The organism is Erythrobacter sp. JB1-4 (assembly GCF_057365025.1).
Genome location: NZ_CP200292.1, coordinates 2568197 through 2588489 on the forward strand (window position 1 = coordinate 2568197; position 20293 = coordinate 2588489).

General features: G+C 55.3%; 15 protein-coding genes, 1 tRNA gene and 1 pseudogene. 11 read left to right on the top strand and 6 right to left on the bottom strand.

All coding sequences use genetic code 11. The annotated features are described in order from the left end of the window. Positions 1-78: 78 nt before the first annotated feature. From aspS to AC0V61_RS11880, 3 genes and pseudogenes are all read left to right on the top strand, one after another. Positions 79-1864 (top strand): annotated as a pseudogene (gene aspS, locus AC0V61_RS11870) (aspartate--tRNA ligase). Positions 1865-1871: 7 nt separating this feature from the next. After that, positions 1872-2426 carry a hypothetical protein gene (locus AC0V61_RS11875; protein ID WP_486157789.1) on the top strand — a complete coding sequence of 185 codons (555 nt, stop codon included), beginning with the start codon at positions 1872-1874 and terminating at the stop codon, positions 2424-2426. A 65-nt stretch (positions 2427-2491) separates the two neighbouring features. Beyond that, on the top strand, positions 2492-3481 hold the full coding sequence (locus tag AC0V61_RS11880) for a tetratricopeptide repeat protein (RefSeq protein WP_486157791.1): 990 nt from the start codon (positions 2492-2494) through the stop codon (positions 3479-3481). A 211-nt stretch (positions 3482-3692) separates the two neighbouring features. Here the strand turns inward: AC0V61_RS11880 and AC0V61_RS11885 are convergent, their stop codons facing one another. Both AC0V61_RS11885 and AC0V61_RS11890 read right to left on the bottom strand, forming a co-directional pair. Beyond that, the gene (locus AC0V61_RS11885; protein ID WP_486157793.1) at positions 3693-4127 is read right to left on the bottom strand and encodes a PA2169 family four-helix-bundle protein; all 435 of its coding nucleotides are present in this window, start codon (positions 4125-4127) and stop codon (positions 3693-3695) included. Between the two features lie 143 nt (positions 4128-4270). Continuing rightward, a complete protein-coding gene (locus tag AC0V61_RS11890) occupies positions 4271-5281 on the bottom strand; it encodes a histone deacetylase family protein (protein ID WP_486157795.1) in 1011 nt (336 codons plus the stop codon). Between the two features lie 45 nt (positions 5282-5326). Here AC0V61_RS11890 and AC0V61_RS11895 point away from each other — a divergent pair, with 45 nt between their 5' ends. The 8 genes from AC0V61_RS11895 to AC0V61_RS11930 all read left to right on the top strand — a co-directional run bounded on the left by AC0V61_RS11895 (position 5327) and on the right by AC0V61_RS11930 (position 13491). Then, on the top strand, positions 5327-6109 hold the full coding sequence (locus AC0V61_RS11895; RefSeq protein WP_486157797.1) for a hypothetical protein: 783 nt from the start codon (positions 5327-5329) through the stop codon (positions 6107-6109). A gap of 97 nt (positions 6110-6206) precedes the next feature. Then, positions 6207-6443, top strand: a complete 237-nt coding sequence (locus AC0V61_RS11900) for an acyl carrier protein (RefSeq protein WP_223073001.1) — start codon at positions 6207-6209, stop codon at positions 6441-6443. 157 nt (positions 6444-6600) lie between these two features. Continuing rightward, positions 6601-7860 carry a beta-ketoacyl-ACP synthase II gene (fabF, locus tag AC0V61_RS11905; RefSeq protein WP_486157800.1) on the top strand — a complete coding sequence of 420 codons (1260 nt, stop codon included), beginning with the start codon at positions 6601-6603 and terminating at the stop codon, positions 7858-7860. Between the two features lie 4 nt (positions 7861-7864). Continuing rightward, positions 7865-8833, top strand: coding sequence for an endolytic transglycosylase MltG (gene mltG, locus AC0V61_RS11910; RefSeq protein ID WP_486157802.1), 969 nt, complete (start codon positions 7865-7867; stop codon positions 8831-8833). A gap of 8 nt (positions 8834-8841) precedes the next feature. Next, entirely contained in the window at positions 8842-9363 is a 522-nt protein-coding gene (locus tag AC0V61_RS11915; RefSeq protein ID WP_486157804.1) for a 2'-5' RNA ligase family protein, read from the top strand. A gap of 141 nt (positions 9364-9504) precedes the next feature. Next, a complete protein-coding gene (locus tag AC0V61_RS11920; RefSeq protein ID WP_486157806.1) occupies positions 9505-10092 on the top strand; it encodes a Crp/Fnr family transcriptional regulator in 588 nt (195 codons plus the stop codon). A gap of 115 nt (positions 10093-10207) precedes the next feature. Further along, positions 10208-10284 (top strand) — tRNA-Met (locus tag AC0V61_RS11925). Between the two features lie 297 nt (positions 10285-10581). Next, positions 10582-13491, top strand: a complete 2910-nt coding sequence (locus AC0V61_RS11930) for an adenylate/guanylate cyclase domain-containing protein (protein WP_486157807.1) — start codon at positions 10582-10584, stop codon at positions 13489-13491. Between the two features lie 176 nt (positions 13492-13667). Here the strand turns inward: AC0V61_RS11930 and AC0V61_RS11935 are convergent, their stop codons facing one another. The 4 genes from AC0V61_RS11935 to AC0V61_RS11950 form a co-directional block, all read right to left on the bottom strand. Continuing rightward, positions 13668-14273 (bottom strand): hypothetical protein, encoded by a 606-nt coding sequence (locus AC0V61_RS11935; protein ID WP_486157809.1) that lies wholly within the window; start codon positions 14271-14273, stop codon positions 13668-13670. 169 nt (positions 14274-14442) lie between these two features. Beyond that, positions 14443-15990: a sodium:solute symporter family transporter gene (locus tag AC0V61_RS11940; protein ID WP_486157811.1), complete on the bottom strand. Its 1548-nt coding sequence runs from the start codon at positions 15988-15990 to the stop codon at positions 14443-14445. 233 nt (positions 15991-16223) lie between these two features. After that, on the bottom strand, positions 16224-19103 hold the full coding sequence (locus tag AC0V61_RS11945) for a TonB-dependent receptor (protein WP_486157813.1): 2880 nt from the start codon (positions 19101-19103) through the stop codon (positions 16224-16226). Positions 19104-19337: 234 nt separating this feature from the next. Further along, the gene (locus AC0V61_RS11950) at positions 19338-20162 is read right to left on the bottom strand and encodes a helix-turn-helix domain-containing protein (RefSeq protein WP_486157815.1); all 825 of its coding nucleotides are present in this window, start codon (positions 20160-20162) and stop codon (positions 19338-19340) included. Positions 20163-20293: the final 131 nt, after the last annotated feature.

The following is a 20293-nucleotide window of genomic DNA, read 5'->3' on the forward strand; positions in this document are numbered from 1 at the left end:
ATCACAGCGGCTATAACTCGCTGGTTCAATATGGATCACGCTCTTAGCGCCATACATGTAAATAGGACAAGAATTTAGATGCACGCCTATCGTACCCACAATTGCGCACAGCTTTCTGCTGAAAATGTTGGCGAGACCGTCCGTTTGTCCGGCTGGGTCCACCGCAAACGCGATTTTGGCGGGGTTCTCTTCGTCGATTTGCGCGATCACTTTGGCATTACTCAGATTGTGGCGGATGAAGATCTCGCCAGCGTTGGCGGTGCTGGACAAGCTGCGCGCTGAATCGGTGGTGACCATTGATGGCGAAGTGAAGGCCAGAAGCGCCGACACTGTGAACCCAAAGCTAGCCACCGGTGAGATTGAAGTGTTTGCCCGCTCGATCACCGTGCAATCGGGTGCCGAAGAGCTGCCGCTGCCGGTTGCTGATGAGCTCGACTATCCAGAGCACATTCGCCTCAAATACCGCTTCCTCGATTTGCGCCGCGAAACCATGCACCGCAACATCATGCTGCGCAGCCACGTTATCACCTCTCTGCGCAAGCGGATGACCGATCAGGGGTTCACTGAGTTCCAAACTCCAATCCTCACGGCTTCCTCACCAGAGGGCGCCCGCGACTTCCTCGTGCCTTCACGGATGCATCCGAACAACTTCTACGCGCTTCCCCAAGCGCCGCAGATGTTCAAACAGATGCTGATGGTGTCGGGCTTTGATCGATACTTCCAAATCGCACCGTGTTTCCGCGATGAAGACCTTCGCGCTGACCGTTCACTTGAGTTCTACCAACTCGACCTTGAGATGAGCTTTGTGACGCAAGAGGACGTGTTCCAAGCGTTGGAGCCCGTTCTCGCGGGCACATTCGAAGAATTCGCAGATGGCAACTCGGTGACGCCAGCGGGTGAATTCCCGCGCATTCCTTATGCTGAGGCGATGATGAAATATGGCTCGGACAAGCCTGACCTTCGCAACCCACTGATTATTTCAGACGTCACCAGCCACTTTGAAAAATCGGGCTTTGGCCTTTTTGAAAAGATCGTTGGCGGCGGCGGCGTTGTGCGCGTGGTGCCTGCTCCAAACACGGCAGATAAGAGCCGCAAGTTCTTCGATGATATGAACAATTGGGCGCGCTCTGAAGGGTTTGCTGGCCTTGGCTATGTCACCCGCAAAGGCGGCGAGTTCGGCGGGCCAATTGCTAAGAACCATGGCCCAGAGCGCATGGAAGAGCTCTACAACGAGCTAGGCCTTGGCCCGGACGATGGTTTGTTCTTTGCCGCTGGCAAGGAAAAGGACGCAGCCAAACTCGCAGGCGCTGCCCGCACGCAAGTGGGTGAGCAACTTGAACTTATCGAGCAAGGGTGCTTCAAATTCTGCTGGATCGTCGACTTCCCGATGTTCGAATATGACGAGGAAGCGAAGAAGGTCGATTTTAGTCACAACCCATTCTCCATGCCGCAAGGCGAGATGGAAGCGTTGGAAACGATGGACCCGCTCGACATCAAAGCGTGGCAATATGACATCGTGTGCAACGGTTATGAGCTGTCCTCCGGCGCGATCCGGAACCACCGCCCGGACATTATGTACAAAGCCTTTGAGCTTGCTGGTTACGACAACGCTACAGTCGACAAAGAGTTCGGCGGTATGATCGAAGCGTTCAAACTGGGCGCCCCTCCGCACGGTGGATCGGCACCGGGTATCGACCGTATTGTGATGCTGCTGGCGGGCGAAGAAGCGATCCGCGAAGTGATCGCATTCCCGATGAACCAGAAGGGCGAAGACCTGATGATGGGCGCGCCTTCCAAAGCAACGCCTGCGCAATTGCGCGAACTGGCACTGCGGGTGATTGAGCAGCCTAAAAAGGAAGGGTGAATTAGCGTTGAGCGAGCAAGCGGACACGCCAGTCTTAAAAGGGGGAAGCACACTCCTCTCGCTTGCGGGATTTTTGACGCTGTCCGGCTGCGATCTGCCTGACAATCGCTTTGATGGCCAATTGACCGAGGAGCAAGCCGCAGACTTTGTGCTGTTGGACAAACGGTTTCCGCTGCCCGAAGGTGCGCAAAATGTATGGGTCAGCTCGATGGGCTTCCAAGATACAATCCTCTGGGCTCGCTTTGATGTTCCAGATCACGCGGCCCAAGATTTCGCTACAAGATATGTGGGCACCGGTGAACAAGAGGTGTGCGGAGTGGTCGACTATGAGCTCGGGCACGAGGGTGCCGGGTCAGACGAAATCCATTGCGACAAGACCAACCTTGCTCCTGGATGCGATGCAAGCGTTTCTGAAGGAAAGCCGGCATGGTGGCCCACGGCTTGCCCTGATGGAGCAATGTCCGGTTCGATCACCGACAGTGCCAATTACCCACCGCGCCGTGTTCTGATTGTACCCAACGGCGAGCAGGCCACGGTCTATGTAGAAACCTTTACTGTCTAAACCATTCACTGCCGATACATTGCTGCATATCCAGCTTTGGGCATCACATTGGAATGGGGGCAAGAATGCGCAAACTCACTGTTTTTGGGACGGCTATTGCGGTGTTCGCCTCGGTTGGAGTTGCGCAAACAGCGCACGCTGAGACCATTACAGTTGAGGGTGTTTATTCCGCCGGCGTCGACCTTCCTGCTGATGTTGAGCTAATCCTAATCGAACCTTTTCGCGGGAACTTGGGCCAAGATCTTGAGCTCGAGCTCATCAACCTGCTGGGCAATGTGACGATCCGGGGAGAGCCCTATTTTGATGTCATCACGCCGAGTGACTTGAGCAACGCACAGGTGCGAATAGAGGACAGCGAGAGCACGGGTGCAACCCGCCCGGTAATTCCGGATGCTCAATTCCGCGGCACTGTTCGCAGCGAGGTCATCGAGCGCGAGGTTGAACCCAAACGTGACCGCGAATGCGTCAAGCGCGACGGGGATGACAAATGCATCGAGCGCCGCGAAATCCGTATCGAGTGCCGCGAGCTCACCGTTCGCGTCGATCCGCGCCTGTTGCTAACCAGCGCACGCGGCGAGCAACTTTACGCTCATAACGAAACGCGCGTGGCGGCTGAGCGGTTTTGCGCTGATAGCGACTACGTTCCCTCAAGCCTCGATATGGAAAACGGTCTGATCACCGCGCTCGCCGACGAGATACGCCGCGATTTGGCTCCGATTGAAAGGCGTCAGAACATCCGTGTCATGGAGCGTCGAAAGGACCTTCGGAAAGAGGATCGCAAGGCCTTTAGGGCCGCTGTGAAAGCAACCGATACTGACTTGGAATTGGCTTGCGCTGGATTTCAGGCACTTGAGGCAACCAATCCCTCGCATGTGTCTGTGCTCTTCAATATTGGCCTGTGTCACGAGAGCGCCGGGCGGTTGGAAGGGGCGCTCGACTATTATGGGAAGGCTCTCGAAAACGATCCGGGGCGCGATTACCCAACCAAGGGCATGCGCCGTACGCGCAGTCAGATGAGAGCCGAAGAGTTTCTGCAGGAGCGCGAGACGCTTTGACCCTCCGGTTCGTAAACTCACCCGAACACAAAAGTGCCCGATTTCGCAGATGAAACCGGACACGAGTTCAATTGGGCTTGTTATGTTTTAGAGTAGGTGAACGGAGCGACGCTCGTCATGGCCCAACCTGTCTGGTCGACAGTGATGCCAACCATGGAGCGCGCTCAACGCTCAGATCGCAAGCTTCCACTTGCAAAGCCTAGCCCATGGCTTACGCGTATTGCTTTTCCAGCATGTCCGCGAACCGTTCGGCGGTCGCAATTTCGTTATACGCGTCCTGGATTAGCGAGCGCGATGCAACGTCAAAATCCTTGTCGTCCAGCGCTTCGCGGAACTGCTTGGCGATGTAGTCTTCGCCCTCTTCCACGCGCTTTGCCGCCGCTTCATCACCATCGGAAAATGCGTCACTGATGCTGGTGAACATTTGGTGTGCTTCACCGCTCATGCTTGTCGAAGTGACACGGTCCTTGCCCTGGTTCTCAAGCGCATTGTTCAGCTTGGCGAGCGTTGCCTGACGTGCGGTCAAACGACGGTCAAGCGCGGTCCTGAGTGCCGGGCTCTCGGCTTTCTGCATGGCTGATTTATAGCCTTCTACCGAGTCAAAAGTTGTCTGTGTAAGCGATTGAATTGTTTCAATGTTATTCATGGGTCTCCTTGAGAGAGTTGGTGTGGTCTTGCACAGGCACCTCGTGTGCCGTGCTTCCACTTCTCCTATGGATTGGGAGGGGTGATCGTTCCATCACCTCGCTGAGCCGGTTCTCATCTGCGATGGATCGATATTTAGCCGTTTTAACTGCCCAATCCGCCCAAAAAAGCGTCCACATTGCGGCCCAGCGCCTCGATATTGTAGCCGCCTTCCATCACTGTGACCGTTGGTAGGTCAAGGGTTGCGATGCGCTCTGCGATGCGGCCCATGTCCTGCGTCGTCAGTTTAAGATGCGAGATCGGGTCGGCTTCATACGTATCCGCGCCGTAGCTGATGACGAGGAACTTGGCTCCGAACGCGGCGATCCTTTCGCACGCTTTGTCCAGCGCAGGAGCATAGCCTTCCCATGTGGTGCCGCGCGGCAGAGGTTGGTTAAACGTCGCGCCTTCGCCTGCCCCTTCACCGGTCTCATCAGCGTGACCCCAGAAATAGGGATAGTCCATTTTGGGGTCGGCGTGAATGGATGCGAACAGCACGTCGCAGCGATCGTAAAAGATATCCTGCGTGCCGTTGCCGTGGTGATAATCCACATCGAGGACCGCAACCGGGCCTAGGCCCGTGTCTATGGCGCACTGAGCCACGATGGCTGCGTTGTTGAGGAAGCAATAGCCTCCGAAATAATCGCGCCCTGAATGGTGACCGGGTGGACGACACAGGGCGAATGCCTGGGGTTCGCCTCTTATTACTTCATCCAGAGCGCTCAGGGCCGATTGCGCGCCCCAATAGGCTGCGTCCCACGTTCCGCTCGCGATGGGGGTGGCGGCGTCGAAACCATACGCGCCTAGGCGTCCGTCGATACGAGTTAGGTCCAATTTACGGCGGCGGACTGCTGGAAAAGCGTATCCAATGGCATCACCTTCGCGCCCGGCGGCGAGCCAATCGGCGTGCGCGTTCTTCAGAAATTCCACATAGTCAGCGTCGTGCACCGCGAGGATTGGCTCCATCCCGTGGTCTGTTGGCGCCTGAACCTGCCCGATAGCCTCAAGCATGGACGCAACCCGTGCTGGACTTTCCGCAAAGTCCATCCATTCGCCATTGTTTAATTCGCGCAATGGCGCATGGAGGGTCTGCTGATCGGAAAAGAAGCGTTTCATGGGGCTCGCAGTAACAAGTATGCAGGGGCGACCGAAAGAGAAATTATGACCCTCAACCGCCGTTCTTTCATCGTTGCAAGCCTGGCCGCCTCAATGGCCGCTCCCATGATGTTGTGCTGCTCTGCTGTTGCTGATCCAGGCCCGCCAAAGACGAAAGTCTACGTGATCGGCGTGATCCACTCGAATCACCGGGACAGTGACACCTATTCTCTAAACGTGCTCGAAGCCGCGATCCGCAAGGCGAAACCTGATGTGGTTATCACCGAAATTCCGCCCGACCGCATCGACCAAGCCGTATCGAGCTTTCGCGAGACCGGCGCAGTGGATGAACCGCGCACGCAGGTTTTTCCGGAATACACCAATGTTGTCTTCCCGCTCAGTCGGGAGATGGGCTTTGAAATCGTCGCTGGCGCTGGATGGACGCGTGAGATTGCGCGCGACCGAGCAAAGGCACTGGAGCGCATCCAAAACGATCCTTCGAGAGCCGAGGAATGGGCAGAGCACCGCGCGGCTATCCGCGAATATTCTCGCAAGCTTCGGGGGCGCGGCGATGACCCTCGCTTTATCCATACACGTAAATTTGACGACCTGGTTGAAGACTCGCGTCAGCCCTATGAGCGATATTTTGATCGAGATTTGGGCGCAGGCGGGTGGAAGCAGATAAATCGCGCCCACAGCGATCTGATCAATTCGCAGCTTGATACAATCAGCGGGCAGGGGCTCACAGCGCTCATCACCTTTGGAACTGCGCATAAATACAAGATCTTGGAGAGCCTTGAGGGGCGCGATGATATTGAACTCGCCGATACACAGGAACTGTTCCGCTAATATCCCAAGACAGATTGCATCTTGACTTGCGCTCGTTACAACCGACCTCTAGGGGCAGGAGAGAAGTTTCAAACCCCACAGTTTAAGAGGGATAAACATGAGCGATACTGCAACACGCGTGCAGAAAATTGTCGTCGAGCATCTCGGCGTCGAAGCAGACAAAGTAACTCAGGAAGCAAGCTTCATTGATGATCTGGGCGCAGACAGCCTCGATATCGTTGAGCTGGTGATGGCTTTTGAAGAAGAGTTTGGCGTTGAAATCCCCGATGATGCGGCTGAAAAGATCGCAACCGTCGGTGATGCGACGAAATTCATCGAAGAGACACAAGGCTAATCAAGCCGGGGCTGAGCCTTAGGGCTTTCGCCTTCAGCCTGCCCGGTGCATTCGGGCGCTGACCGACAGGCCCGGGCCCTTTTCTAAGGGCCGCCGGGCCTGTAGTGTATTGGGATTAAACGTGTTTGCTCCCTTTGACGGGGCTATGGAGAGTTGAATGCGCCGTGTCGTTGTAACCGGTCTGGGTCTTGTCACACCGCTTGGCGGGGATGTGGAGACCTCTTGGAAAAACCTTATCGCTGGTGAAAGCGGGGCAGGGCCGATCACGAGCTTTGACCCTGAAGGGCAGAAGTGCACCATCGCCTGCGAGGTGAAACCAAAGGATCACCCATGGGGTTTTGACGCGGACAAGCGCGTTGATGGCAAGACACAGCGGCAGGTCGATCCCTTCATTGTTTATGGCATTGATGCAGCAGGGCAGGCGCTTGAAGATGCAGGTCTCACTGACCTTAGCGACGAAGAAAAAGAGCGCGTTGGCTGCTCTATTGGCGCTGGTATCGGTGGCTTGCCGGGAATTGAGAAGGAATCGGTCAATCTCCATGAGCGTGGCCCTGGCCGTGTGTCTCCGCACTTTGTGCATGGCCGGCTGATCAACTTGGTGACGGGCCAAGTTCAAATCAAATACGGCTTTATGGGACCAAACCACGCGGTTGTGACGGCCTGTTCGACCGGCGCGCACTCTATCGGTGATGCCGCGCGCATGATCGCGATGGATGATGCCGACATTATGGTCGCAGGCGGCGCGGAGAGCACCGTCAACCCGCTGGGTATCGCTGGCTTTGCGCAGGCGCGTGCGCTCAACACAAGCTTCAACGACCGCCCAACCGAGGCAAGCCGCCCCTATGACAAAGACCGCGAGGGCTTTGTGATGGGCGAGGGCGCTGGTGTTCTGATCCTTGAGGAATATGAACACGCCAAAGCGCGCGGCGCAAAGATTTACGCCGAAGTCACCGGCTATGGCCTCTCCGGCGATGCCTATCACGTCACCGCGCCGCACCCTGAAGGCAAAGGCGCTGAGCTGGCTATGAAGATGGCGCTTAAGAAAGCGGGTCTTGGGCCAGGCGACATCGATTATGTGAACGCGCACGGTACTTCGACCATGGCGGACACTATCGAGTTGGCGGCGGTGAAACGAGTACTTGGTGAGGGCCTCGGCGGTGCTTCGATGAGCTCAACCAAGAGCGCCATCGGCCACCTTCTGGGCGGCGCTGGCGCGGTTGAGGCCGTTTTCTGTGTGTTGGCGATGCGCGATCAAATCGTCCCGCCAACGCTCAACCTGCACAATCCTGATGAAGGCACCGAAGGCATCGACCTTGTGCCTCTCGAAGCGAAAAAACGCGAAGTGAAAGCGGTGCTCAACAACAGCTTCGGCTTTGGCGGTACAAACGCCTCTCTCATCATGCAGAAGGTCGATTAATCCTATGAAGAAGCTCGGCTGCATCGTCGGGCTGGGTCTTGCGGCAATTGTCGCAGGGGCTGTGCTGCTCGTCAGCTTCATGGGGCAGGCCGAGGTTGAGGCGGAGACGCCGTTCTTGATTCCGGCCGGTTCCTCGCTCACGTCGGTCGCACAAAACCTAGAGTCCGCTGGCCACATCAGCTCGGCGGACGGTTTCTTACTTCACGCTCGGATTTTCGGCTCCTCCGAACCGATCCAGGCTGGCGAGTTTGAATTGAAACCCGGTATGAGCCAGGGCGACATCCTCGCCATGTTCCAGTCGGGCGACGTCATCCGCCGCTTCATCACCATTCCAGAGGGTATGCCGAGTGTGCTCGTATGGGAGCGGTTGATGGCAGAGGAATTGCTCACGGGCGAGGTGGATGTGCCGTTGGAGGGCTCCATCCTCCCTGATACATATTCCTATGAACGCGGACAATCACGCGCGAGCCTGATTGAACAAATGCAAAGCGCGATGGACCTCTATCTCGCCGAGGCTTGGGCTGAGCGCAGCGAAAACACCGCTGTTGATACGATCCGTGAGGCATTAATCCTTGCAAGCGTGGTGGAAAAGGAAGTGGGTACACCCGGTGAACGTCGCACGGTCGCAGGGCTCTATTCCAACCGCGTGAAGTCAGGGATGCTACTGCAAGCTGATCCCACTATCATCTACCCCATTACCAAGGGTAAGCCTTTAGGCCGCCGTATCCGCCAGTCCGAAATTGCAGCGGTGAACGGCTATAACACTTATACCCGCGTTGGACTCCCCGTTGGGCCGATCACCAATCCCGGACGTGAGACAATCGCAGCGGTGCTGGACCCTGAGGATCACAATTACCTCTTCATGGTCGCTGATGGCACCGGCGGGCACGAGTTCAACGAGACGCTCGATGGGCATAATGAAGCGGTCGGCCGCTGGTTCCAGCTGCGCCGTGAACGCGGCGAAATGGACTAACCCAGCGCATGGGTCGGCCGTTCATTGTAACAGCGGCGCTACCGCGTGAAATCCAAGGCTGGGCAGACGCCTTACGACGTGAGCATTATCCGCCTGAGCGAAACCATCTTCACGCGCATGTGACGATGTTCCACTCCTTCGCGCCATCGCTTCTGGATGAGCTTAGGGACTTCCTCCCGCAATTGACGCGCGAATTTGCTCCTGTTGAGGGGTGGGTCACAGGCGTAATGGACCTTGGCAAAGGGACGGCTATCGCGCTTCAAAGCGAACCATTGCTTGCGCTTCGCGCGTTGATCGCAGAGCATTTTCACGGAAGCCTCACAGCTCAAGACCTTTACGAGCCGCGCCCACACATCACGATCCAGAACAAGGTGACCAAAAGCGAAGCGCGCGCACTCCAAGCCAGCCTTGGACCCACGATTGAACCGCGCGCATTCTCTTTTCCCGCGCTAGAGCTGCACCTTTATCAAGATGGTCCTTGGGAGCATGTCAAAACTTGTGCCTTTCGCGGAAGCGAACGTTTGGTGTAGGAGGCGTGTCGCCGGATTGTTTGGGGCCTCGATGGGCCCGGTGCGTCAAGAGGGGAGATAACAATCGAACTGACATCAGCCTTTGGCCTGATTGGTGGCATAGCCTTGATTCTGGGCGTTATCCCGCATCAGGTGCGCCTAATGCGCATGCTCCTCGTGATTAGCGGCATCGCCTTTGTGCTTTATTTTGCTGTGCAGGAGGAGGTCGGCTTCGGCCTTGCGCTCGCGCTGCTCTTTCTTGCGGTCAACGCGGCGCGTCTTTTCCAGTTGTGGAACAGGGCTCGCACCGGCTCTATGACACGCGAAGAACAGGAGCTCTTTGACCATGTGATGCGGATCGAAGACCCCTCCAAACAAAACCGCCTTCGCGACCTGATGCAATGGCGCGATATGGAAGTGGGGGATGTCTTGATCGAGCAAAATCAAGTTGACCCTCCTCTGATTTACATTGCAACAGGCCGCGCTTCGATCAAGCGCGATGGCCAATTGGTCAATGAATGCGGTGCCGGCGAATTTGTAGGTGAGATAAGCCATATTTCGGGTGAAGGGGCGAGTGCGACGGTGACGGTGGTGCTGCCCATGCGTATGGCCCAACTCGACCGTGATGCACTCGCGCAGCTAAGCCGCAGCCTTCCCGAGATCGGCCGCTCTGTGGACAGTGCGTTCAATCGCAGTCTGGCTGTAAAGGTCATCCGAATGAATGAAGCGGTAGAGGACGCGCAAAACTAAGGTTGACCGGAAAGATGACCCGCCCTAAATCGCGCGCTCGCTCGAGGCGATTGCGCTTCGCGATTCTGGATTGGTTTGTGACCAAACGGAAGCCTCTTAGAGGCGATCTTGGTGCGGCGGAGTAGCTCAGGTGGTTAGAGCAGCGGAATCATAATCCGCGTGTCGGGGGTTCAAGTCCCTCCTCCGCTACCAGGTTTGGTCCAGCCTCACGCACTCTCCAGATCCCAATTGGCGCTGAAACAGCCGAACAAGTCCGGGCATTGGTAACATTAGTGTTTGCCAGCTGCGCGATGATGACCCTACAGTTCGTGCCAAGGTGCGGCTGGCGGGGGCTCGAGTACACTGTTTTTCCAATGGGCAAGTTCGAATACTGAAAGGGAAGTGTCTGGCGCGTTGGATGACACGCAAGCCCCAAGGGCAGGCGGCGCGCGGCGACTTTTCTTCTCCCTTGTAACGCTCATCGCACTGCTCTTGCTGTGCGCTCCCTTCATGACGGACTCCACCGCGAGCGATGCTCCAAGTGCAAATGATGGGGTGGTCGATTTCTCAGGATGGGGGGAACTTGATGACCCGGTAGTCCTTGAGGGAACTTGGGCATTTGACTGGGACGATGCAATCGAAACACCTGCGACAAGAGCGGTGAGCATGGTCGAGCTGCCAGGCCTCTGGACAGCCAGCGCGCCTGATTTACCAAGGTCGGGAAGGGCGACTTATACACTCAACGTAGAGGGTCTTTCGCAGGGCTCTTACACACTCTTTGTGCCACTGATCTATACGGCGAGCGAAGTCTCACTAAATGGCGAAGTCGTGTCAGGCCGCGGAATTGTTGGATCGACACGCGAGGAAACCGAATACCACGTTCGCTCACAGACGATCCACTTTGAGAACCGCTCGGACAGTTTGGAAATCGCGATAGAGATCGCTGCGTTCCATCACAAGGACAACGGTCTTGAGGCAGCGCCTGTTCTTGGAAAAAGGGCCGCAATGGATGACTGGAGCGCGCTGCGTTGGTCGCGCGAGACGCTTTATCACGGCACGATCTTATTGATTTTGTGCCTGAATATTTCCGTTTTTGTCATCAGACGAAACGACAAACCCGCTCTTTTCCTCGCCATTTCAGCTGCAGCATTTATGACGCCAGCCGGTGTCGCCGGATTTGACAATCTGTTGTTGTTGGTCGCGCCATCCATCACTTTTCAGCAAATGATGTTCTTGAACTCTGTGTCGCTTACGATCGCACCGCTTGCGTTCTTTGCCTATTGTCAGGCGCTATATCCCGATGAAACGCCGCGCTGGTTGGCTTTGCCTATCTATGTTTTGCTCCCCTTCTTCGGGGTGATCCATGCAACGATGATTGCGCTCGATTTGATCTTAGATGCAACGCTGCTTCAATCTTACATGGCCTTCATGAACATTGGCACATTGGCAGGTGTCGCAGCGATTGGCTTTCGTGCCTTTCTCAATCAACGCACCGGCGCTGCACTGTTTTTCATCAGTCTGGCTGGTTTTGTGTTCATCTTCGGGATGAATGCGTTGATCCACACAGGGATATTCCGCGAAAGCGAGATTCCCGCCTATTCTTTGGCAGCGTTGAACCCGCTTTTGATGCTGTTCTCTCAAGTCATCATTATGGCAGAGCGCTGGGGCATTGCGATCACCGATATGGAAGACCGCAACCTTGAACTCAAACGCTTACTGGACATCAATACGTCTATCTCCACGGAAATCGAGCTTGAGCCGCTGCTTCGCAAGATTGTTGGAGTGACGAGTGAAGTTATCGCTGCGGATCGCTCCTCGCTGTTCATTTATAACCCCCTCGAACACAAGCTGGTCTCAACTGTGGCGCAAGGGATGGAAGGCCAGCAAATCCGGCTTGACCCTGAGCAAGGTATCGCTGGTGCGTGTCTCACTTCAAAAGAGCCGATATTCGTCCCTGACGCCTATCGCGATCCCCGCTTTGATCGGAAGACTGACGAGAATACAGGCTATCGTACACAGAGCATTTTGGCCGTTCCGATCCTCTCAAAGGATGGCAAGGCTCTTGGCGTGATGCAGGCTCTTAACCGCGAAGGGGGAAGGCCGTTTCTTCAAAGCGACCTCGTGCGCGCCAAGGCATTTGCCTCGCAAGCTGCGATTGCGATCGAGAATGCCAACCTGTTTGAAGAAGTCGTCTCTGAACGCAACTACAATGACAATATCTTGAGTTCTCTTCGGAACGGCGTGATCACCATCAGCAAGCAGGGCAAGGTGGTCAAAAGTAACGACGCCGCGCGTTCCATTCTCTCTCGTGATGAAGCCGAGCTGACTGACGGCGACATTGGCCTTATCCTTCGGTTGAAGAACGAGAACCTAAACGAAGATTTGCGGCAATCCTTAGAAGCGGGTGACCAGGCAAACCTGGTCGATGTCGATCTAAGTAAGCCAGAAAAGGGCATAGAGAAGTCGGTCAACATATCGGTCTCCCCTCTTTTGCGAGGCAGCAATCTAGCAGATGAGACCTTGATCGTTCTGGAGGATATTTCCGAGAGCAAACGCCTTAACAGCACGCTTCGGCGGTTCATGCCTCAAGAGATCGTGGACGAGGTCTTGGGGCAGGACACCGATCTCTTGTTTGGAAGCTCGCTAAACGCCAGCGTGCTGTTCGCAGATATTCGCAAATTCACCACAATGTCTGAACAGCTGTCGGCAAGAGGCACCGTGGACATGCTCAACGAGGTGTTTGGCGAGCTTTGTGATGCGATCTCATCGACCGAAGGGGTCGTCGATAAATTTATCGGCGATGCGATTATGGCCGTTTACGGTGTGCCTTTGAGCCGCAAGAATGATGCTGAGTTGGCAGTGCGAGGTGGCTTGGAGATTTTCGCCGCTATGCGCGAGCTAAACGCAAAGCGGTTGGCGCGCGGGCAAGAGGAGTTATCGCTTGGCGTTGGCATTTCAACCGGTGAAGTTGTGGCGGGTACAATCGGCTCTCAAAAACGCATGGACTACACCGTCATTGGCGACACAGTGAACTTGGCTTCTCGCTTGCAATCCGCGACCAAAGCCTATGGCATTGAATTGATCATATCAGAGCAAAGCAAATCTAAGCTCAGCGACGAGATTGCGACGAGAAATCTTGACAAGATCAAGGTTCGAGGACGGCAGGCGTCAACAACACTGTTCGAGGTTCTCGATCCCAATCATCCCCGGCACACCCGGCAATTTGAACAGATGCTTGCCTGTTATGAACAAGGCCGCGAATTGTACGCTAGGGGTGACTTTAAAGCTGCTGAGGAGGCCTTTGGAGAAGGGCTTGGAATTTTCAGCGCAGATAGGCCTTCACAGCTAATGCTAGAGCGGTCGCGAACTTTGGCGGCGAACCCACCCAAGGGTGACTGGGATGGGATATGGGGAAGCTAGGCAAAACACGCTATCTCAGGGCCAAATTTTCACATTCGTAGCCTTTGCCCCCATCGATGTTATTCGAAGCAGCATATTCATGCGCAACACCATGACACCATGGAGGGGTACACGCTAACTTTGCGAGCATACTTCTGAGGGCAAATTGGCGCATCCGTGAACGCCTTCTGGACATTCTATCTGGTGCCACAACACAGGTGTTGTCCTCCGGTCCAATCCCGATCTGTAATCGCCTTTTGCACCAATTCACGGTCAATACGCTCCAGACGTCGCCCTTTGGTGTTCGCGTTCATTCTTCCCGCGATCAGCGGAAGCAGGTCTTCAGACCGATTGCCGATCCAATAAGGAGCGGAATCTTGGTTTTGCGGCGGTCTTTGTGAGTTGTTGCCTTTGTGCGTGAAATCAAAAACCGAGTTCTTGTCATGGAACTTATCGATCACATGCACGGTCTCATGGATCAAAGTGTTCGTGTTCGCTCCCTCGCCCCTGCCAAGCGCGTAGGTGTTAAAGAAGATCGTGTCTCTAACGTTTGGTTTCACGCGAGCGGTGGTGAGGCGTCCAAACCACGGCCTCTTGCTGAACATTTGCAGCTTGATTTTCGCATTGGACTCAAAAATCAGCTCGGCGATCTCAGCACATGTTCGAGTGGTATTGAAGAAGAGCTCCTCACGCTGCTCGATGACTTCTCTGAACGCTCTGCTTTTCAAAAGTGCTGTCGCATTGTTGATAGCCACAATCAGGCGCATGTCAGTGCCGGTGTATCTAAAACTAATCCCTGTCATTCGATCTACCCCCTAATGATTACACTCTTCCATTTCTTTTCGGAGTTCATCAAAGGTTTGGCTATCAAATTGCCGATACTATGGGCCTGTCACTGCTTTGAATGTGTACCCGAGCTACGCACTGCCGCCAATTCAGCGTTTGATAGGCTGTTGGTCTCAGCATCGAATATTACGCGGTTTTGGCCTTTCCAAACCCAACGAACTGCGCCCTGTTTCCAAACACAAATCGGTTGGTGAACAAGGCTACGGCTATGGACGAGAAGAGCACAAAGACCATCACATCGATATAGTGCAGCCAATCGAGACCCAGATAGCGGTAATAGGTCATGCCGCCCCACATCTCCTGATCGGTGTAGAGGAAGAAGGTGTGGAAGGCGTAGATGCCAACGCCGTAAACCAGCCCTGCAACCGCGGCGCGCGCGTCCATATTTCGGAACAGAAGCGCTGCTGCGAAGGCTGAGAGGATCGGCATTGAGAGAAGGCCGTTCAACTGCTGGAGCAGGTCGATGATGCTCTCTGCATTGGCATAGAGTGGAACAAGGGCGATTGAGACCACCATGGCGCCAATTCCAACCTTGCGGTTGAGCTTGATCACATCGACATCCTTGTTGATGAACTTGCGGTGGAAGTCGACCGACCACAGCGTAATGGTCGCGTTCATGACGGCTGAGTAAGTGGTCAGCACGGCTGCTGCGATCATCGCGGCAAAGAGGCCGCTCATCCAACCAGGCAGGATCTGGTCAACGAGCAATCCGTAAGCCTTATCGCCCACTCCGCCGAACAATTTGTAAGCGACAACGCCGGGGATCACAACAATCGGCGGCACGATGAGAACGCGCACGATGGCCGCTGCCATGATGCCTTTTTGTGCCTCTTTGACGTTTGGCGCAGCGAGCGCTTTTTGCGTAATGTTTTGATTGGTGGACCAATAGAAGATCTGGATAAAGATCATGCCGGTAAACAGCGTGTGGAAGGGGATTTGCGAGTTGTTGTCGCCCACCATGGACATGCGCTCTGCCGGCACGCCTGAGAAGTCAAAACCGATCGCCTGAAGCGCGAGGAACACGACGATCAGCGCCAATCCAAGGATGCCGATACCGCTATAGGTGTCGAGCACGGCCACCGCACGAAGCCCACCGAGGATTGCGTAAGCGGCCCCGACAATCGCGAAGATGGCTGCAATCATCAGAAGGCTTGTATCGAGGCCTGCGCTGTCGGTGGCCCTCCCGCCTTCGATGGTGACGACTTCCTGCGCTCCAAACCCAAAAAGCGACTGAATAAAAAGCGCGCCTGAATAGATCACCGCGGGCAAGTAGATGAAAACGTTTCCGGCTAAAAACAGCCCTGAGATAACCGTGCGAATGCTGCCGCCGTTGTACTTCTTTTCAAGCAGCTCCGTGACCGTGGTGCACTTCTCGCGGTAGTAAATTGGCACGAATACGAAGGCGAGCAGCATCAGCCCGATAAATCCGGCAATCTCCCACCAGGCAAGAAGGAACATCTGTGCCCCGTTCATGCCCACCAACTGGTCGGTTGAAAGGTTGGTCAGAGTGATCGCACCGGCGACAAAAAACCAGCTCAGACCGCCGCCAGCAAGGAATATCTCCTTATCCGCAGACGCGTTACTTGCTGCCTGCGCCGCTGCCACTTTGCGCCAGGTGAAATAGGCGAGGGCTGCCATGAGCCCAAAGAACACGGTGATCTGAAGAACGAACATTTTGCTTATCTCTCCCTAGCGACCCTGTCCGGCTCTTACGGCGCGGTTGGGTAGCGGTCCCCACTCTTTCAATTTGATTGGGACTCAGCAAGTCCCGTTTGGGAGCAAATCGGCTAATTGGCCCCTGTTTGCCCCAATAAAAAACGGCGGGCATCATTGGTTAAGATGCCCGCCGCCTTTCGCGTTATGTCGCCGTTTTACCAGCGATCATGCGACCCGATAGACTTTAGTCCCTAGAACTTAGCCCGAACGCCTGCTGTGTAACGAGCGCCAACGCGGGTGTACTCAAGCACCCGGTTCGGGAAACGCGAGAAATCGCGTGTGTCTTCGTTGAGGATGTTGAGCCCTTCAACAAAGACCTGGAACTGATCGGTCAGCTCATAGCTTGCCGAGAAATCGACCTGCGTGAAGCTCTCACGCTGGCGTGGCTCGCTCTGCACGTCGTTTTCCTGCACGAGGAAGCCGTCGCGGAAATTGTACGAAACACGCGCTGAGAAACGGTCGCCCTCGTAGAATGCCGTCGCGTTGACCGTGTGCGGGGTAAAGCCGTTAAAGCCAAGGTCGCCCGCCGGTGCATCATCCTGTGTGGAGGTCACATAAGTGTAGTTGATGATGCCGCCAAAGCCGTTGTCGAGCGTTTTTTGTGCCGCGAATTCGAGGCCGCTGATGCTGCCTGAAAGGCCGTTGCGCTCCCGCGTGTCCTGGAAGGTCACATCCACTGGGGTGTCGACGGTAAGACCGCCATTGCCCGCTGGAAAGATGACCACACCGGGAACGCCAATGGTCGATTCTTCGATAAACCCGCCAAGCTCTTTGTGGAAACCTGCAAGACTCACGAAGCTGAGATTGTCGAAGTAGTACTCAACCGAAAGGTCGAAGTTATCGGCTGTGAATGCTTCGAGAAGTGGGTTACCGCCGCCGCTTAAAGGCGCATCCGAACGCCCGCCAAAGGTGTTTGCTACACCAAGCGAAGTCAGCGTTGGACGTGTTACCGTGCGAGCATAGGCAAGGCGCACGACCACATCATCCGCTGGCTCCAGACGGAAATTAACCGACGGCAGGAAGTTCACATAATCGTTTGGCACTTCGATATTGCTCGCAGGGCCAAAGACGGTGACGAGCTGCGTATCGCCCGGTGTCTCACGGAATTCGATCACAGGCTGATCAATACCGCTTGAAAGCACATCGGTGAACGCAATGCGGAAGCCGATACTGGCCGCCCATGGCATTTCGCCGCCAAAATCGCCGCCCCATTCGGTGTTGAAGTGCGCTGCGAAGATTTGCTCTTCCACTGCGAAGCTTCCGCCGGGATTGAACGATGGCGTGTAGATACCGAGCACAGGGTCAAGACCGCCGCTGTTGAGGTAGTCGAGCAGCTCGGCTGTGTTGCCACCGGTGCGATCCGGGTTTTGCAGGTTCGCCGCGCTGTTAAGCTGAGCGAATGCGTCTTCAAAGCTTGCAGTCAGGATCGTGCCGGGAACGGTGCTCGCCCCGTCAACGCCGCTTAGGAAGCCGTCAAAGCTGAACGGGCTCAGGATCGATGTGTCGAATGGCACGGTGTAGCCGCAGTAAGCGCAGAAGATTTGTGCCGAAGTGATCGAACCAAAGCCGGGCGCGGCAAAGTTATCGAACAGGTCCTGTGTCTTCTCACGGTCGGTGTAAATGCCGCCGAAAGTGATCGCTTCGAGCGGGCCTGCATCGACTTCCCACTCACCATCAAGGCGGACTTCAAACACTTCATCTTCCACACGGGTGCGGTTCACATTCACGAAGTGAAGGCGCTGAATGTCGGTGTTGGTGAAATCTGAATCGACAATGTTGGTGATCGTCGAAATGCCAGAATCGCTCGTCGACTGGATAAACGGCGAAGTTGGAGCAAGCGCGCCGAGCACCACGAACGGGTTGGTTCCATCACGCGTCGCGCGTGAGTATGAAATGTCAGCGACAAAGCTCAGGCTGTCGGTTGCTTCAAAGTCGAAGTTACCACCAACGGCCACAGTTTCCGCCAAACGGTTGTTCGACGTGAGAACGTTGTCGTTCTGCGAAAGGCCGACCGTCGCTGCAATGTCTGGGTTGCGGTTCTGGAAATCGATGCTCGGGCGGCTGAAACCGGTCACAGTGCCATTGCCATCGATCTGTGGATCGATGAAGGGCGGGCTGAAGAAGCCTGAGAACTGCTGGTCAAAGCTCTCAATATCGAGCCGCGAATACAGGCCATCGAAGGTCGCAGTGAAGCGGTCAGACGGCGCAAACTGAAGCGCGCCGTTGAGAGTGATACGCTCACGGTCCTGTTCGTCGCGGCTGAAAATCACCTGCTGTTGCAAGCGCGAACCTGCTGGAAGCTCGCCAATGTCGCCGGGTTGAAGGCCACTGGAGCTTTCCGGTGCAAAAATCGCCGCATCGCCCTCGCGAAGGGCAAATCCGTTGGTGATGTTGCGGTCGAACTGTGAGTTGCGCAGCTGATACGAACCACCAAACAGCACGCCAACGGTGCCGTTTGACCAGGAAACAACACCGCTGATGTCAGCGCCGAGGTCTTCTGAAAGGTTCTCGTAAATCGCAGCGGTTGAAAGCGAGGCGTTGAAGCCGAGGCGATCAATCGGCTTGGCGGTTTGAATGTTCACAACCGCGCCGATGCCGCCTGATTGGAGGCCGGGGAGCGAGGATTTGTAGACCTCAGCTGATTGAATGATATCGGCAGACAGAACGTCGAATGAGAATTCGCGTCCTGGGTTGTCGGTTGCGAGCGTGCGACCGTTCAAAAGGACGGCGTTAAATTCTGGGCCAAGGCCGCGAACCGTGATCGACTGACCTTCGCCGCCAGCACGGTCAATCGCGACGCCGGTGATACGCTGCAATGCTTCCGCGACGTTTTGGTCTGGAAACTTGCCTATTTCTTCGGCTGAAATTGCGTCGACAACCGCCGAGTTGTCGCGCTTCAGATTGATCGCATCTTGAAGACTGCGGCGAAACCCGGTGACGATAATGGTGTCACCATCATCACTGGCAACGGCGTCCCCAGCGGATTGCTCCTGCGCCATCGCGGGGGTCGCAGCTGCAACTGCGGCAATCGCTACGGATTGAGCCAGAACGGCTCGCTTCGAAAACAACATAATTCTCTCCCAATTCGGCCACACCCCGTTTTGTTTTTGTGAGGTGGAGCGCAGGTCCAGTTGAAGGACAGGCGCAGAATGATGCTGTGAGATTAGGGTTTCCATAGGCGGATTGGACCGCCATGTATTTTTTGGGAATTGTCGAGCCGTGAATTGTAAAGTGATGGCGTATTGTAATAAATCTGCAACGCTTTGTTCGGCATAGCTTTGGGCGCGCTCAGTTAATCCCAAAAACTAAAATGTTGCATCATCCATCTTGATGCGCGCTCGATATTCAGAAGGGCTCCATCCAACGGATTTTCTGAATTGGCGAGAGAAATGATACTCATCGCAGAACCCAAGCTTATCCGAGATATCGCGAAGCCGCGTTCCTGGCTTGCTCAGCATATCGCATGCCTCACCCATCAGAATGTTCGTGCGATGGCGACCGGGGGAGTGGCCGGCCAGCTTGCGGAATCGTTTACGGAACGATTCGTAAGACAAGCCGCAGGTTTGAGCGGCAACCCGAATGTCCATGCTATCCGTAATCGCCTGTTTTGCATTCTCCAACCACTCGATATCGCCCGACATCCCATCGTGCCCTGCTTGCTGCATGTCAGCAAGCAGCTCCTGCAATTTGATGGCCTCTGCAAGCAGCTCGGCCTCAGTTTTTGCCGGCCTTTGCCCAATGACTTGGAGAATTCGGTCGCGCCAAAAATCCATGGGTTTCAAAGGCAAAACAGGGTGTTCCCGGTCAAAGCAGCCCGTTGATCGCCACATGTCAAACACAGGACCCTCGAAGACAAGATAGAATTCGTCCCAGGTCTTACCTTTCTCGGGTCCATACCAATGCTGCCGTCCAGGGAAGACAATAATCGCATCACCTGCCGCGACCGACACGTCGATGCCTTTCTCATCGGTATACCGCCCCGATCCGCGCGTCACATAGACCAAGGTGAAGTGGGGGAGGGTCCGTCTCGAAGTCAGGACGCCAACGCCATTGTGCAAAAAACAAGCGATCTTGATCCCACCTAAAGGCGACAGATGCATATTCTGTTTGTATATCTTCTCTTCCCACATATTGAGTGTCTTACCTCAGAGCTGAGACACAGGAATACCAAAAAATTCATGGGCGGCCAAAAGACCACTTTCCCAGCTCGAGAAATTCTAGCAAGTTAGTGATGGGAGCAAGCGGCTCGATATATGATGTG